The organism is Drouetiella sp. (assembly GCF_059504425.1).
This window is the reverse complement of sequence record NZ_JCACIN010000088.1, coordinates 47,083-62,103: the sequence shown is the minus strand read 5'-3', so window position 1 is coordinate 62,103 and position 15,021 is coordinate 47,083. Positions and strand designations below refer to the sequence as shown.

The following is a 15,021-nucleotide window of genomic DNA, read 5'->3' as shown; positions in this document are numbered from 1 at the left end:
CCTCCAACGTTTTAGCTACAGCTCACCGAGATTGAAGACTTGAATATTGTAATAACAGTACAATTGTATTCACACTTTAATCTTAGCTATTCTAGCGAACTCTGGGCAAATCTTTGACGGCAGCAGACAATTATAATCTGGCAGCTTGAGTTTTACCATTTAGGCTCCCAGCATAAAAATGTCTCTCGACGTCTCTATATGAATTAACTCTATATGAACTGACATAGTGCAAAGGCTGACATAGTGTAAGTGTAAAGGCTGACATATATAATGTCTCTGTATGAAAATGATCGGAAATTTGATCATTTCGCTAAGCGTTTTGCTGATAGTCCACAGATAAACTGCAAACAGCCTATCCTTCGTCATGTCGCTACAAATTAGAGGATTTATAAACCTTCTAACAAGATTTTTAGACTAGCTATCATCAGCATCCAAAAATTCTCTTAGAGTTTAAGACCTGATAGCCTATATTATTTTGAAGCTATACAGCTTGCGCGTCCCACAGGGCAGTTGCAGGGGTTTCAGCATGACTCAAGTCAAAATTTGTCGATTGCACCTTCGTATTCTGCGAAGTTTTACACTTGCTGCTACGATGAGTTGAACTGCGTGGAGTAATTTATCTAAAGCAGTGATTGAGACAGGGCGATCGGATCGCATCAGGGCACCTGGATAATACTTAAGATGGCTAAGCAGAAACCAGGTAAAAAAAGCAGTTGAGTCGCTTTTCTGACTTCGGCTAGACTCTATGTTGAAAACGTAATAGAATTCTTGGGTGTAATTCGCCATCGTGTGGTTCGTAAATTAAAGCATTGATTTTGGGGGCTTAGAAAGCTAGTGGGTTTCCGTAATCGCTTTTCACTCTCGCGTGACATGGGTATCGATCTGGGTACTGCCAACACGCTGGTCTATGTATCCGGTAGGGGCATTGTGCTTCAAGAGCCTTCTGTGGTTGCCATGGATCAGGAAAATAAGGTGCCCCTGGCCGTTGGGGAAGATGCCAAAAAAATGCTGGGACGTACCCCCGGTAATGTGGTTGCCCTGCGACCTCTACGAGATGGCGTAATTGCTGATTTTGATACGGCTGAGCTAATGCTGAAGCATTTCATCCGACGGGTGAATGAAGGCAGAACGCTGGTTTCCCCTCGAATTGTCATCGGCATTCCCAGTGGCGTAACTGGCGTTGAGCGACGGGCGGTCATGGAAGCAGCCTCGCAAGCTGGAGCGCGGGACGTTTACTTGATCGATGAACCTGTAGCAGCAGCAATTGGCGCAGGCTTGCCTGTTGCCGAACCCACTGGAAACATGATTATCGACATCGGCGGCGGCACGACAGAAGTGGCTGTTTTGAGCTTGCAGGGCACGGTGCTGAGTGAATCGGTCAGAGTGGCAGGAGATGAGCTGAGTGAGGCAATTCTCAACTACATGAAGAAGGTGCACAACCTGGTCATTGGGGAGCGCACGGCTGAAGAAATCAAGATCATGATCGGCTCTGCCTACCCGATGGATGACGATAGTGAGCTGGTCATGGATGTTCGGGGTCTGCATCTGCTGTCAGGTTTGCCCCGCACAGTGATGGTGAAAGGTCCTGAAATTCGGGAGGCAATGGCTGAGCCTTTAACGGTAATCATTGAAGCAGTTAAGCGCACTCTAGAGAGAACTCCGCCAGAGCTGGCTGCCGATATTATCGATCGCGGCATTATGCTAGCGGGTGGTGGTGCCTTGCTCAAGGGCTTAGATACTCTGATTAGCCATGAGACGGGCATTGTCGTCCATGTGGCGGCTGATCCCCTGAGCTGTGTGGTGCTGGGAACTGGAAGGGTTTTAGAGAACTTCAAGCAGCTTGAGCGTGTCTTCAGCGGTCGTTCTCGAAACTTCTAGGCAATGCTCTTTGAATTAATCCTTTCTAAGCAGGATGTTTTTGAGTAAGGTGCTTCTGAGCAGGGTGCTTTCTGGACTAAGGATCGTAGGCGAGAAACCGTAGGCTAAATGTATACGCTGCGTCGTTGGTGGGATCGAAATGGAATTCGGCTGGGGCTAGTTGTCGCAGTGGTTATTTGTTCTTGGGCAGTTCGTCAAACTCAAGGTGCAGCGATCTTTGAGCTTTATCAGTTGTTGGCTCGTCCTTTCACTGGCTTGCCCACATCCGCCGAGCAGACGATCGATCCACGCACCCTAGAGCTAGAGCAGCGCATTGCAGAACTGCAAAGCCAAAACCAGCAGCTTCAGGAGCTAGTGGGTTATACCGCGAAACAGCCCAGCAACGGTATAGCAGCTCCCGTGATTGGTCGCAGTCCAGATCATTGGTGGCAGCAGACAATTTTAGGACGGGGTAAGAAAGATGGTATTCAGGTGGGATCGATCGCCACTAGCGGTGGCATTGTCGGTCGCATCACTGAAGTCACTGATCATAGCAGTCGAGTTTTGCTGATTAGCGATCCCACGAGTCAAGTCGGTGTAACCATTACGCGATCGCGCTACATGGGCTACGTGCGGGGACAAGGGGCCAATCGAGTGATCATGGAGTTTTTTGACAAGGTTCCTGATGTCCGACCGGGTGATGTAGTGACAACCTCCTCCATCAGCCGACGGTTTCCACCTGGACTGCCAATAGGCACCGTGGAATCTGTTAATCTCAACAAAAGTCCAGCTCCAGAGGCAGTCATTGAGCTATCGGCTCCCATCAGCCATCTAGAGTGGGTGATGGTTTATTCCACGCCTCAAGCAGCGGCTGATCCCAGCAATCTGAGTGCAGAAGATGATTTGCAAGATACCAATGCTTTATCTGAGCCGTCAGTGCCCCAGAGCGACGACTCGAATCAGCCCAGGGGTAATGGCTTTTGATCGATCTTCATGCCTTACATCCTACGACTCGACGGCTGCTAGATTGTTGTGTGACGGCTGCTTCAGTGCTGTTTTGTCTGCTCCTATTGCCCACGCGGCTTCCGGGTATGGAGTTACTGTCCTCCAATCCTAACTGGCTACTCATTTGGGTGGTGGCTTGGAGTGTCAAACGCACGCTGTTTCAAGGAGCGCTTGCGGGTCTGGCTCTGGGGCTGATTCAAGACGGCATGACTTCACCCAACCCAACTCATGCCTTTAGTCTGGCGATCGTCGGTCTTCTGACTGCCCGTATCCAAAAGCCGCGCTATGTGAAAGAAGATTTTATTTCGATCGCTCTGATTGTCTTTGGGATGGCGGTTTTGGCAGAAACAATCATTGCCATTCAGTTCAGCTTAGGCACTCTAGGAGCAGAGTCCGGAGATGGTCAGCGTACGCTATCCGAGATCTGGATCTACCATCAGCAAATCGCCCTCAGCTCTGCGATTCTCAGCAGCCTTTGGGCACCTGTGGTCTATTATCCGCTTAACCATTGGTGGGAGCGGATTCAAATATCTGAACAGACTTAAGAACTGGCGGTAACATGAGCAGTCGCCGCTAGACCGCGCTCATTCAATACGTTTGAAGGAGTCTGACATCTGGTGAATGGGCATTTGGCTGACCAGGTAGTGAGAAGCCGACAGCAGATCGGCATGGATGCGAGTAGGCTCAAACCGCTGTAGATAGGCTTGACTACGAATCCCGCAGGTGAGGGCGATCGTGGGTATTCCCATCGTCTGACCTGCCAAAATATCGGCTTCTGTATCGCCGATCATCCAGGCAGAAATAGGGGAAGTGTGAGGACAAGCTGCGATCGCATTTGCCAAAAGCTGCGTTTTTTGCTCTGCTAGGTTTGTATAGGCGGCGTTTTGATCATGCGTGCCCCAAATTTGGTTAAATAGATGCTCTATGCCATAGCTGCGGAGAATTTGGGTTGCCTGTTCTTGACAGCGAAGTGTCACCAGCACTAAACGAACGCCTTGAGCATGGAGAAGAGCCAGCGCCCACTTGACGCCTTGCTGAAGCTGATCCTGATGCAGCAGACCCGGCTGATTAACAATCTCGCTAACTTGCCGCAAAAACGCATCTATTTGATCACCCTGCAACCCCGATCGCATGGCGATTTCTCGGTCGGGCATCCGCTCCTGCTTCATGCTCCAAAACTGCTCTTTGGTCAAATAATTGAGATGAAGAGTTTTCTGAGTTCCAGCGTCTTGCCTGTAGTGCGCCTCGATGGTCGTCAGACTCGACTGGTAGGTGTGGTAATAGCGATCGGACACATCTACAATGGGACCATCAAAATCACAGAAAACCGTCAGATTCTCAAAAAATTGAGCGTCAAGCGAATAAGGATACATGTAGCGTAAGTTGTGCTCGAAGGCGGCAAGCTGTGCCATAAATCTTTTGTGTAGACTCGAAAACTCAGAGTTGTGCGAAATATTTCTTCACGTTAACAGCTGATTTCATAAGTCGTCAACAAGTTCTGAGTTTATAAGATTAGAAAATATTATGATACGAATATTGATTTCAGAGCGACTGGTGTTTCTACTTCAATGTTAACAGTTGAGTTAAAAACAGTTATCGACCTAATTTGTGTTTGCCGATCCTATCCTGTCAGCCAACTCTAAAATGCCCAGATTGAGCAATGCCGTTCAATGCTGTTCAATGCCGTTCAATAATGCTTAACCCCGCTTAGCAAATAGTCCAGTGCTGCGTAGCAAGTCTAAGAACGCGAAGACTGCTGGTGGATGCAGTACGTTTGCTATAACGGCAGCTCCGATCACTCGCTCTAACCTGACGGGAAGCGATCGCACCACCACACCGTTAGGAATGGGTAAAGCAGCTAATCTGGGTAAAATAGCTGCTCCCAAACCCTGAGCCACCATGCTGACGATCGTCGAATCTTCCTTAATTTCATAGGCAACTTTCAGCGATTGCTGCGTCTGCGCCCAGTGATTACGCACTGCTGAAGTGCATTCTGCGTAGTTGTACAAAATAAACGAGTATGCCGACAGCATTTTCCAGGTCAGCGCTTCCGGCGGCTGGTGCGGCTGAGGTAGCAGCACCACAAATTCATCACGGGCAATTTCCCAGGTTTCAAATTCCTCCGACGATCGCGGCAGCGGCACTAGCCCAATATCCACCCTGCCTTCTCGCAACGCCTGCTCAATGCCGATCGGATCATCTTCGGTCAGCGTTACCTCGATACTGGGAAACCGCTGGGAAAATTTGGCAATCATTGGCGGTAGCAAATGCGTCGCCGCACTGCGGAAAGATGCAATGCGCACCCGCCCGCCTTCTAATCCTTTAACCAAATTGATCTCGTATTCGATATTTTCACGAGATTGCAAAATGTCACGAGCATGATGTAGCACCCGCTCACCGACCAATGTAGGATGTGCCCCAAAGCGTCCCCGCGTCAGCAAAGATACGCCAAGCTCATCTTCTAGAGCCGCGATCGCCCGACTCACTGCCGCCTGAGACGTATCTAGCTTCAAAGCCGCCATCGAAAAGCTGCCCTGCTCAACGACCATCAGTAGAATCCGTAAATGGCTAATATTCATTGACACATCGATGCACTTTCTGAATAGATGCCCAACGCCGCTGGTTTTGATCTTGTAAAAATGCTGAGGTTAACTAGAGTTAACAGCAGTTAAATTATCTACACATTTGTGAGTTGAGTTTGCGACTTGCATTTGAACAAGTCTTTAGACTTCTCTCGCAATAGGAGCGATCGCCATGTTTGAACTTATTCCTTACCAAAAATTCCGAGACACGCCCAGCGTCCGTTTTTTTGACATCACCATCTCTGATTCCAACGCCCGCGATTTGGTTTTTCATGAAGGTCCCGCCGTCAGCCCCAACAATAGCCCAGAAGGCTACTGGCAGTTCTATCTTCACCCCAATCAGCAAGACAATCTGCTGGCGCTGTCGGGCGGACGGACATTCTACCTGGTCAACTTTTCCTGGGATTGTCCGTTTCATATCGTTCGGCTAGAAGCCAATGGCGACATTCTGAGACTGCCTCCCGGTACCTTTCACCGATCGGTGTCTGATCCAGAAGGCTCACTGGTGCTAAACCAGGCGGTTCGCACGGCAACAGCCACCGTGGAAAGCGAGTTTCGAGTCTACAACAGTGGCGACATTCCTCGGTTACTGCAAGCCACTTCCAAAGCTGCACAGCCGCCAAAGCTGCATCAGTTTAATTTCAGCAATGCGAGGGCGGCTTAAGTTTACTTGAAGTCCTGCCTTGCGTAAGGTATTTTCTGAAAACTTGGCACAGCGGAGTTTTCAGAAAATACCCTATGGCGACACCTTGTTCTCTTCAGCTCTTGATTCGGCATTGCTTAACCTGGGTATGAAATTAGCAACGCTCTTGATTCTTTTTAGCTCTTTGCTCTCTTCAACTCATAGATATTCCAGAAGGTGCCCTTGAGCAGAGAGGGCTTCACGCCCTGAATATCATTTCGGACTGCCACCATGGATAGAGAGTTGACCAAGTTAATGAAGGGCAGGTTTTCCTGAGCCAAAATTTGGGTTTGGGCATAGATTTCCTTGCGCTTGGTTTCATCTAAGGTCTGTGCCCCCTCTGCGTAAAGCTGAGCCATCCTAGCTTCCCAATCGGCAATGACTCTCCCTTCAATCGGCTCTTTGTCAGGCGAGGGAGATTGGTTGAACATATGCAGCCTGCCGTCTAACTGCCAGACATTTGTGCCGCCATTGGGATCAAAATCGGGATCAGAGAAACCCAGGCGGATACATTCCCAATCTAGCGATTGGCTGGTCTTATCCAAAAGGACGTTAAACGTCACAAGTTGCAGGTCGAGCTGAATACCAATTCGCTCCAGATCTCGCTGAAGCTGTGCCTCTAATTGGTTGTTGCCGCTGCCACCCGCCACAGAGAGTAGCGTAAACCGAACGCGATTGCCATCAGCGTCGAAGAGTTGTCCCTGATTGTCGTATTTGAATCCTGCATCCAAAAGCAGCTTTTTCGATTTCTCAGGGTCAAAATCGTAAACCCTGATTCGACCGCTTTCAGCAGGCAGATGGTAAGGGTTGGGAACCGAAATGCTTGAATTAAGCGGCTCTCCCAAGCCCCGATAGAGATTATTGATCATGGTGCGGCGATCGATCGCGTAGGCAACCGCCTGTCGAAACGCCAGGGTGTTAAACCAGCGAGACTTAACGGGATCAACTAGCGGCTTACCGTTGCGCTTGCCCTGATTTTGGTTAAACGTAATAAACGAGGCTCCTCCTGAAGCGCCAGAGTTAATGATGGTAAACTTCCCGCGCTTTTCCTCTTTCTTCAGCAGCGAAAAAGTTGCTGCGCCCACGCCTGCCACGTCTAAGTCGCCCGATCGAAACTGCATCAGGCTTGCCTCTCCTGAATCGACGATCGACCAAATCAGCCGCTCAATATAGGGAAGCGGGTTGCCCTGAGCATCCTTACGCCAATAGTAAGGATTCCGCTGAAAAATCACACGCTCATTGGGCGTGTAGCTTGACATTACGTAAGGCCCGCTACCCACAATTTTACTTGGGTCGGTGTTGGTGCCCCAGGTTGAGAGAAACTTAAGCTGCCCATCGCTATCCGTCTCACGGACGGTCTTTTCTAGAATATGCTTGGGCAGAATGGCAACACCGCTGTCTGTGCCCCCTGCGATCGCCCTCACCAATGGCGCAAACGGCTCTGGCGAGATGAACTCAATACGGCGATCGTCAATTTTGCGTACCTGCGGCAGCAGCCCCTTCTGTCCGATGCGCAGTGCGTCCCGATTGGAAGTCGGGACTTTCTCATTAAAAACTAAATCGTTAAACGTGAATACCACATCGTCTGCTGTCAGCGGTGCCCCATCCGACCACTTCAGCCCTTCATGCAATGTAAAGGTAATACGGAGTTTATCGGGAGAAACCTCCCAAGACTCTGCTAAACCGGGTGAGAGTTCGCCCGTAATGCCATCTTCCGTCAGAAGCCCTGAGTAAATGCGGTTGAATACGTTAGGCACCTCCTGACTCAGCAGGTAGTTAAACGTTTTGGGATCGACCCCAGCAACAACGAGCTGCGATCCTCTCGCTGAATTTACCCTAATCTGATCGGCACTACAGCCACCCAGGAAAACTGCTACCCCTAGACCGATCGCCAGCAGGGCTGCAAGCCCACGATTCCGCCCCAATTGCTGACCTAACCTCTGACCCTGTCTCCAAAATGTCCAACCGCTAGAAACCATGGAAGCTTGTCTTCACAGAACTTTCTTGGATCATAGTCTTGAATTGCCATCTTGAACCAATTGCCATCCTGAACTCTAGCCTAGAGAATCGTCGTTGGGTTTGGGGATGAACTTTTGTACGAGAGAGGCGCGGAGTGTCCCTCTTGTACAAAATTCATCCCTGATTAAACCTCAACCGATCGCTTTCCCTGACTCTACCTGATAGCCCATGGCTTTCCAAGCGGGTAGACCACCCTGCAGCTCTGAGACATTGCGGAATCCGACCTGACGCAGCTTCTCCGCTGCCGCCACTGTGTCTTCATCCGCATCGCTATAAACATAGAGATCGCGATTTAGCTCAAAGTTGACCAAAGCATGACCAACCAATCCTTCCACGGGCAAGCTTACGGCGCCCATAATGCGGCAAAAATTAAATTCTTGGCGATCGCGTATGTCCACAATCGTCAGCGCTGGCTCACCCCAATCTAGGCGAGTTTTCAAATCATAGACGCGGGATTGAGGCTTGAGCGGCTCTGGAGTGGGAATAATGCCAAAGAGAAGATTCATGCGAGTGCAGGGTGTGAGGATGAGCCTTTCCTGCAATGTAACAACTCCTTTCATGTTGTGCAAATTTTTATTGAGGAAACCTTGACGAAAGGAACCTAAACAGCATCTATTCCTTGAGCGATCGCTCAATCCGATCGCTCAATCCGATCGGATTGAGCGATCGGATCAAGGCTGGCAAGTTCTGATCATCCAAGCTCTTTGCCAAACCGCTAGAAGAGGCTAGAAGAGATCTTGAAAAAAAGTTAAGTATTTCGCAAATTCTGACCGATATCCGTAAACTCTTACAAAAGATAGTGAGCATAAATACTCAACTTGTTCAAGGCTTTTTAGGGTTGAGGGTATGGTCAAGGGTGCAGTGGGCTTTGTGAGGACGATCGCCCTCACAAAGCCTCATACTTCAAAATTTGCGCTTTCAGATTTGCGTTTCAAGGTTCGTATTGTAGGTATGCAAAGAATGACTGTTCAGGCCCTTTTGACCGAATATCAAAACGGCAGACGAGATTTTAGAGAGGTTGATCTGAGTCAAGTGGATTTATTTGAATGCAATTTGCAAGATATCGACCTACGAGGCAGTGACCTCAGCAAGGCTTATTTACCCTATGCCAATCTCAGTCGAGCAAATCTTCAAAATGCTCAACTTCAGGATGCAGAACTCAGCCATGCTCGGCTGCAAATGACTAACTTTGTCAATGCCAAACTTCAGAGAACCCGTCTTTTGCGAGCCGATTTAGCATACGCACAGTTAGAAGAGGCTGACCTTTCCACAGCCAATTTACGTAGCGCTAACCTCCGTAGCGCTAGCCTAAAGCGCTCAAATTTGGTGGGCGCAGACTTGTCTAATACTAATTTGGCAGAGGCTCAGTTCGATGGGGCTGATTTGGGTCAGTGTAATTTGTTTCGCGCCCAGTCAGCCAATCTCGATCGTGCCTTGGTCGATGAGTCCACAATTTATCCAGATGGACATCGGGAGCGCTAAAGAATGAAAACCCGTAAATTACTCACAGTAGGCTTCTCTCAACGAATGGGGGTTGTGGTACCGATACAACTTACTGATACCCATTTAAACTAGTTGTGAGGCAGATATTTTTTGAGAGCCGCGCGAAGTGCGGCTCTCAAAAAATATCTGCCCTGTTTAGAATTTAAATGCTACGGCTGTCGCCAGTTCGCTTAGGACATTTATGGTGAGGCGCGACGCCCCACCATAAATGTCCCTGTCCTAACCGCCTTGGCGGTTGCTACCTGAGGAAATTGAGATGGCTCTGAAACGCCTGATAATTGAGATGGGCATGGGGATCGATCAACATGGTCAGGATCCGACGGTTGCAGCAGCTAGAGCCGTGAGAAACGCGATCGCCCACAATGCCCTACCAGGAGTTTGGGAAGTTGCGGGTCTAGACAACCCAGATCAGATGATTGTTGAAGTGCAAATTGCGGTTCCTTACGCAGAACAAGTCCGTGAAGCCGAAGTTCTGGCGGTTCTACCCTTTGGTCAGAAGATGCTCACGGTCATAGCAGGCGGCATGATTGTGCAAGGACGGGCGATCGCTAGCCTCAACGACAAAAATGATGAGATGCTAGTGGCGATCGCCTCGGTTACTGTACTGGTTGATATTTAGTGGTCGATATTTAGTTTTAGCCAAAATTTGATTACGGCTTGGGCATCACGGAAACGCCCAGAAAGTGAGAGAGCCAAACTTCCAAGTCTCGCAGTAGGTAGCGCTGTTGCAGCTGCTCTGGATTGACCATCGGCTCTACCAAAATCGTAAACATACCTAAACGATTGCCTGCCAGCACATCTGTAAACAGGCGATCGCCCACCATGGCGACCTGTTCGACGGGCAGGTTCATTGCCGTCACCGCTTGCCGCAGCTTACGACGTGAGGGCTTACGCGCACCCAAGATGTAGGGTAGACTCAGCGACTTGGCAATACGGCTGATGCGGGTTTGGCTAAGGTTGTTGCTCACCAACCATAGATCGATCGTGGGGCTAAGTCGCTCAACCCATAGACGCAGTTCGTCTGAGGTTTCAGCCATGCTCATGGGAACCAGGGTTTCATCCACGTCTAGCACAAGCCCTTTCAAATTATGCCGTTGCAAAATTTCAGGCGTAAGATCCAGCACGGAATTTCCTAAAATTAAGTCAGGTTGAAGGAGTTTGCCCCAGGACATGGCGAAGAGTGTTTAGATAGATCGTGATCATTACAGTCGAACAAACATGGGCGATCGCTTGCTCTATATTTATTGTCCCCTGAAATCTGCTGAATCAACCAGAATTCAGAAGGATCAAGGGTGGCAATTCTGAATTCTGGCTCCTGAATTCGAGATTTTAGGTTGGCTTCTGCTTTCAAAGGCTCCGACTTCAGTTTACAGAGGTTGGAGAAGCTGGAGTTGGGGAAACCAGAGTAGGTGAAGCTGGAGACTGAGGTGTAGCAGACCTTTGCTCCGCTTCTACCCCGTCGCGAATGATGTCTTGAGCGGATTCATGCTCTGCCAAAGTTCTGCTAAAGACGTGGGTGCCATCATAGCGTGCTACGAAGTAAAGATACTCAGTATCGGCTGGATTAACAGAAACCTCTAGGCTGGCACGTCCGGGGCTGGCGATCGGCGCGGGAGGTAGCCCAGCATTCAAGTAAGTGTTGTAGGGCGAAGGCGTATTTACCTGGGTTAGCGTTAGCGGTTGCTCTTTAGTTTGCCGGATGCCAAGACCATACTCCACAGTAGGGTCAGAAGCTAAAGGAATGTCTTCCTTCAGACGCTTGGCAAAAACGCTGGCAATCTGAGGGCGCTCTTGGCTTACAGCCGCTTCTTTTTCCACAATGCTAGAGAGCGTCACCCATTCCATCAGCGAGTAGGGGGTTTGCCCCTTTGCCTGTTGATAGAGCGGGAGAGCAACTTGCTCAAATTGAGCCAGCATCTGATCAACAGTGCCTTGAGCGGTGAGCTGCCCCGCAAATAGGTAGGTATCTGGATAGAGGAAGCCCTCCAAGCTCGATAGGTTTTCGGGAAGCCAAGGAAAGCGATCGCGGGGAATAGTCTGAGTTGCCGCCACAAACTCCTCGGCAGAGAAGAAGCCCTGCTCGGCAAAATACTTTGCCATCTGCTGAATCGACCAACCCTCCGGAATCGTAAAGCTGCGTTCTACAACTCTACCCTCCCAGAGCTTTGCGGCAATGTTGGGCAAAGATTCGGAAGGAGAAATCTCGTAGGCTCCGGCTTGAAAACTGCCTGCCTGATTTTGCAGAGATTGCCATTTTGTCCATAGATTCCAGGCATCTAGCGATCGAATCAGACCCGCCGCCTTCAGGTCTTCACCAATTTGCTGTGCAGAAGTACCTTCAGCAATCTTAATCTGCACCGCCTGATTCTGACCCGCATCTTGAGCGCTAGAAGCACCAGCTTCAGAGACGGTACCGGGCTGATCCACTGGAGCGCTTGCCCAACTCCACCATGCCCAACCCTGCCAAGTGCAGATGCCCAAGACGGCAGGAAACAACAGTAGATAGAAGAACCATTTGGAGAAGCTGCCGCCTGTTCTTGTCGTTTTTTCTATTTTTGCCGTTTTTGCCGTTTTCTCTGTTTTCATAGTTGGTAGAAGGCGAGACTCTGGGGCAGGCTGTGGGCATTGGTCGTTTTGAGCGCCCAGATTACAAGTATCTAAATCACCAAACATCTGGCCCGACCCAGGGATGAAATTTTAGACTATTAAATCTCAAAATCTAGGATCTGGCGCTCAATCTAATCTTCTTCGTCATCATCCATAGAATCGGCGTGTTGCTCTAATTCGGATTGGATTGCCTTAAACTCATCTAAAGTTAGCAAGTGCTGAAACTCCTCAGCTGACAGCAGTTCTGGCTGACCGCTGCTGTTCATCCGCGCAAAAAATAGCAGGGGATCGAGAGGGGTGCAGATCACATACTCCTGATCCTCATGGAAGAAGGAGGCCAACTGCTGAAATTGTTCAAAATTAAGCTGACCCTGATCATCTTCAATATCTAATGTGATGATGTCTTCTTCGGCAACTTCAGGTAAGTCACCGCTGGCGGTCATGGTGAGAGCCGTTCTTTGAAGCGCCATATTCTCTTCAGCCAGAACGGCTTTAGCGGTCGCAAAGATTTCGTCTAGCTCACTGTCTTCAATGTCTACTAAAACTTCGTCGTCGTCTTCAGATTCGTCATCTTCTTCCCAGGCAAATATTTCAATCGGGCTATCGACTGGGAGCAGCAGGACGTATTCTGAGCCTTCTATGGGCAGGGAACGTTCTACGTAACACAGCAGCGATCGCCCCTGTTCGTCGGTCAAACTTAATGTTGGCGCATCATCTTCCATTGCTGTTTCGTCCATTCCCAAATTTTTTCTTGTCATAGCTTCAGCTCAGATTTGTTGGAGGGCTAACTTATCCTGAAAGACACTCCCCAAGTATCCCGCAATCGGTGCACAAGCGGTTAGCAGATTGGCAGAGAAGCGACTAAAGTTATGAATTTGCTCAAAGCCATTAATTGAAAGTCATCCTTTGTCAGCTTGACGTTTGGAGCGCCGTTCATCTAGCCATTGCTGCAAAATGATAGCGGCTGCCTTGCGATCGATCAACGCCTTATTTTGGGAGAGGGGGCGATTTTCAGCGTTCAAAAACTGCTCAGCCTGCACCGAAGACAGGCGCTCGTCCATATACTCAACCGGGAGTTGTAGAGACGCTTGGAGGCGATCGGCAAACTTCTGCACCTGCTTTGCCTGAAAGCCGATGGAGCCATCCATGTTATAGGGTAAACCCACGACCAAAACCTCAGCCTGCCGCTGCTGCACCCAGTCCCGAATTTGCGCCACATCCTCTAGGAACGATCGCCGTTCAATTGTGGTCAGTCCAGTCGCGATCAGACCCGTGCCATCACATCCGGCTACGCCAATCCGCTTTCTGCCCACATCTAAGCCCAGTGCCGATAGGCGATCGAAGGAATCAGCCATAGTGTCGCACTCCTATCATTGGCGATATTCAAGTTATGGTTTTTCGTTGTAGGGGCAAAACCTATGCAACACAAAATTACTACCTCTTGAACCCTACCTGAGCCTTGCATCTAGCAGCTCTAGTTAGATAGCTCGGCATTATCCGACTCAGTCAGGGAAAATCCTTTCTCAGGTTTTACCCGATCTGACTTAGCAGGTTCAGATTTGGCTAGATCCACCTTCAAGGGCGGCACAACACCCGTAGAAGGGTCTTGAGGAATTGAATCAACAAAGGAGAATCGACCGGGTACAGGCTTGCGGCTGGGCTGTAGACCCTGAAGCACCTCAGAGAGCTGCAATCCTTCTAAGGCAACAAACCGGGATTCGCGTAGCTTGTGCCAAACCGAGCGAGACATCATCAGCGTGTGCTCACTCCGAGTCGCGCCTATCTGCTCCAGAAACTCTTCGCGTTCCTGCTGATAGTCCGTTGAGGTCAGATGGATCGACTGCGGCGGCAAGTCCTTGACCAAGCGCGCCATCTGCGCCAAAAGCTCTGGATAGAGCCAGGTATAGGCAGGATGTACCGTCAGCTCGGCGTAGTGCGGACGAGAGCCATCTCGGCAAAACTGGAGATTAAAGTAGCCGATCGCTGCCTTGCGCTGAGGTTCAAACACATAGCCGCTAATTGAATCAGTCTTATTGAGCCAATGGCTGACTCGCTTTACGATCGAGCCAAACAAACCGCTCCTGAAATCAATCACATGGCGATCGAATACCTGACGAATGAGAGGCGGCATAGAAACCGTATCTAGCTGATGCAGCAAGACGGCATCTGCGTTGCTTACGGGCAAGAGATTTGGCAAGTCTGGCTCTCGCTCTGCCAAAGCCTGCAATATGTCTGAAGCGATCGCCCAAGAGGTGAGATGAGCTAGAGTCTGAAAGCCATTCTGACGGTAGAGCGCCAGCGTAGATTTGTCGTTGACGTTGACCTCAATCAGCCAGGTACGCGCTTCCCAAATCGCCTGAAAACAGTGGCGCAGGAGCTGAGAGCCAATGTCGCTAGACAGGGAAGTTATGCCGCTTAGAATCGCCGCATCAACCGTGACCTGCTTGACGTACCAGGTGCTGCGGGTTTTATTAAAGGGCGCAACCTGAATCATGCCGCAGACTTGCGAAACCTGCTCGGCAACATAGGTGCAGAAAAAGTATCTTAAGGGGTTAGGGAAAAGGCTAAGGCACTTGAGCAGCCCATACCAACGCCGGACGGTTTGCATTTGCCGCCCCAAATCAACATCTTTGTCACTGGATTCGACCGTGCTGCTGGACTCGACTGCTGTTTCGGAGGTCGCCAAACTGACGATCGCATCTAAGTCGCGATGCTGAAACGGGCGAATCGTAAGCGTTGAGGTTTGGGGAAGCGCTGAAGTCATGG

Annotated in this window: 15 protein-coding genes; 6 read left to right on the top strand and 9 right to left on the bottom strand. The window is 49.8% G+C overall.

What is annotated here, in order from left to right:
* Positions 1 to 870: 870 nt before the first annotated feature.
* From AC5JMP_RS20155 to mreD, 3 genes are all read left to right on the top strand, one after another.
* Entirely contained in the window at positions 871 to 1,878 is a 1,008-nt protein-coding gene (locus tag AC5JMP_RS20155; protein WP_495853277.1) for a rod shape-determining protein, read from the top strand.
* A gap of 108 nt (positions 1,879 to 1,986) precedes the next feature.
* Positions 1,987 to 2,841, top strand: a complete 855-nt coding sequence (gene mreC / locus AC5JMP_RS20150; protein WP_495853276.1) for a rod shape-determining protein MreC — start codon at positions 1,987 to 1,989, stop codon at positions 2,839 to 2,841.
* A complete protein-coding gene (gene mreD, locus AC5JMP_RS20145) occupies positions 2,838 to 3,407 on the top strand; it encodes a rod shape-determining protein MreD (protein WP_495853275.1) in 570 nt (189 codons plus the stop codon). The genes mreC and mreD overlap by 4 nt, the downstream gene beginning before the upstream one ends.
* A gap of 39 nt (positions 3,408 to 3,446) precedes the next feature.
* Here the strand turns inward: mreD and AC5JMP_RS20140 are convergent, their stop codons facing one another.
* Both AC5JMP_RS20140 and AC5JMP_RS20135 read right to left on the bottom strand, forming a co-directional pair.
* Complete coding sequence (locus AC5JMP_RS20140) at positions 3,447 to 4,274, bottom strand: HAD family hydrolase (RefSeq protein ID WP_495853274.1); 828 nt, start codon at positions 4,272 to 4,274, stop codon at positions 3,447 to 3,449.
* 285 nt (positions 4,275 to 4,559) lie between these two features.
* The gene (locus AC5JMP_RS20135; RefSeq protein ID WP_495853273.1) at positions 4,560 to 5,441 is read right to left on the bottom strand and encodes a LysR family transcriptional regulator; all 882 of its coding nucleotides are present in this window, start codon (positions 5,439 to 5,441) and stop codon (positions 4,560 to 4,562) included.
* 175 nt (positions 5,442 to 5,616) lie between these two features.
* On the opposite strand from AC5JMP_RS20135, the gene AC5JMP_RS20130 reads away from it, so the two are divergent.
* Positions 5,617 to 6,108 (top strand): redox protein, encoded by a 492-nt coding sequence (locus tag AC5JMP_RS20130; protein WP_495853272.1) that lies wholly within the window; start codon positions 5,617 to 5,619, stop codon positions 6,106 to 6,108.
* Between the two features lie 155 nt (positions 6,109 to 6,263).
* Here the strand turns inward: AC5JMP_RS20130 and AC5JMP_RS20125 are convergent, their stop codons facing one another.
* Together AC5JMP_RS20125 and AC5JMP_RS20120 are read right to left on the bottom strand one after the other, a co-directional pair.
* Entirely contained in the window at positions 6,264 to 8,105 is a 1,842-nt protein-coding gene (locus AC5JMP_RS20125; RefSeq protein ID WP_495853271.1) for an ABC transporter substrate-binding protein, read from the bottom strand.
* A gap of 171 nt (positions 8,106 to 8,276) precedes the next feature.
* Positions 8,277 to 8,651, bottom strand: coding sequence for a rhodanese-like domain-containing protein (locus AC5JMP_RS20120; protein WP_495853270.1), 375 nt, complete (start codon positions 8,649 to 8,651; stop codon positions 8,277 to 8,279).
* Between the two features lie 454 nt (positions 8,652 to 9,105).
* On the opposite strand from AC5JMP_RS20120, the gene AC5JMP_RS20115 reads away from it, so the two are divergent.
* Together AC5JMP_RS20115 and AC5JMP_RS20110 are read left to right on the top strand one after the other, a co-directional pair.
* Positions 9,106 to 9,627: a pentapeptide repeat-containing protein gene (locus AC5JMP_RS20115; protein ID WP_495853269.1), complete on the top strand. Its 522-nt coding sequence runs from the start codon at positions 9,106 to 9,108 to the stop codon at positions 9,625 to 9,627.
* Positions 9,628 to 9,904: 277 nt separating this feature from the next.
* Positions 9,905 to 10,267 (top strand): Lin0512 family protein, encoded by a 363-nt coding sequence (locus tag AC5JMP_RS20110; RefSeq protein WP_495853268.1) that lies wholly within the window; start codon positions 9,905 to 9,907, stop codon positions 10,265 to 10,267.
* 31 nt (positions 10,268 to 10,298) lie between these two features.
* On the opposite strand, the gene AC5JMP_RS20105 is transcribed toward AC5JMP_RS20110, so the two are convergent.
* From AC5JMP_RS20105 to AC5JMP_RS20085, 5 genes are all read right to left on the bottom strand, one after another.
* On the bottom strand, positions 10,299 to 10,820 hold the full coding sequence (locus AC5JMP_RS20105; protein ID WP_495853267.1) for a YqeG family HAD IIIA-type phosphatase: 522 nt from the start codon (positions 10,818 to 10,820) through the stop codon (positions 10,299 to 10,301).
* A 190-nt stretch (positions 10,821 to 11,010) separates the two neighbouring features.
* Positions 11,011 to 12,234, bottom strand: a complete 1,224-nt coding sequence (mltG, locus tag AC5JMP_RS20100) for an endolytic transglycosylase MltG (protein WP_495853266.1) — start codon at positions 12,232 to 12,234, stop codon at positions 11,011 to 11,013.
* 152 nt (positions 12,235 to 12,386) lie between these two features.
* A complete protein-coding gene (locus tag AC5JMP_RS20095) occupies positions 12,387 to 13,013 on the bottom strand; it encodes a DUF3727 domain-containing protein (protein WP_495853265.1) in 627 nt (208 codons plus the stop codon).
* 141 nt (positions 13,014 to 13,154) lie between these two features.
* Positions 13,155 to 13,610, bottom strand: coding sequence for a Holliday junction resolvase RuvX (gene ruvX / locus AC5JMP_RS20090; RefSeq protein WP_495853264.1), 456 nt, complete (start codon positions 13,608 to 13,610; stop codon positions 13,155 to 13,157).
* 119 nt (positions 13,611 to 13,729) lie between these two features.
* Positions 13,730 to 15,019: a GNAT family N-acetyltransferase gene (locus AC5JMP_RS20085; protein ID WP_495853263.1), complete on the bottom strand. Its 1,290-nt coding sequence runs from the start codon at positions 15,017 to 15,019 to the stop codon at positions 13,730 to 13,732.
* Positions 15,020 to 15,021: the final 2 nt, after the last annotated feature.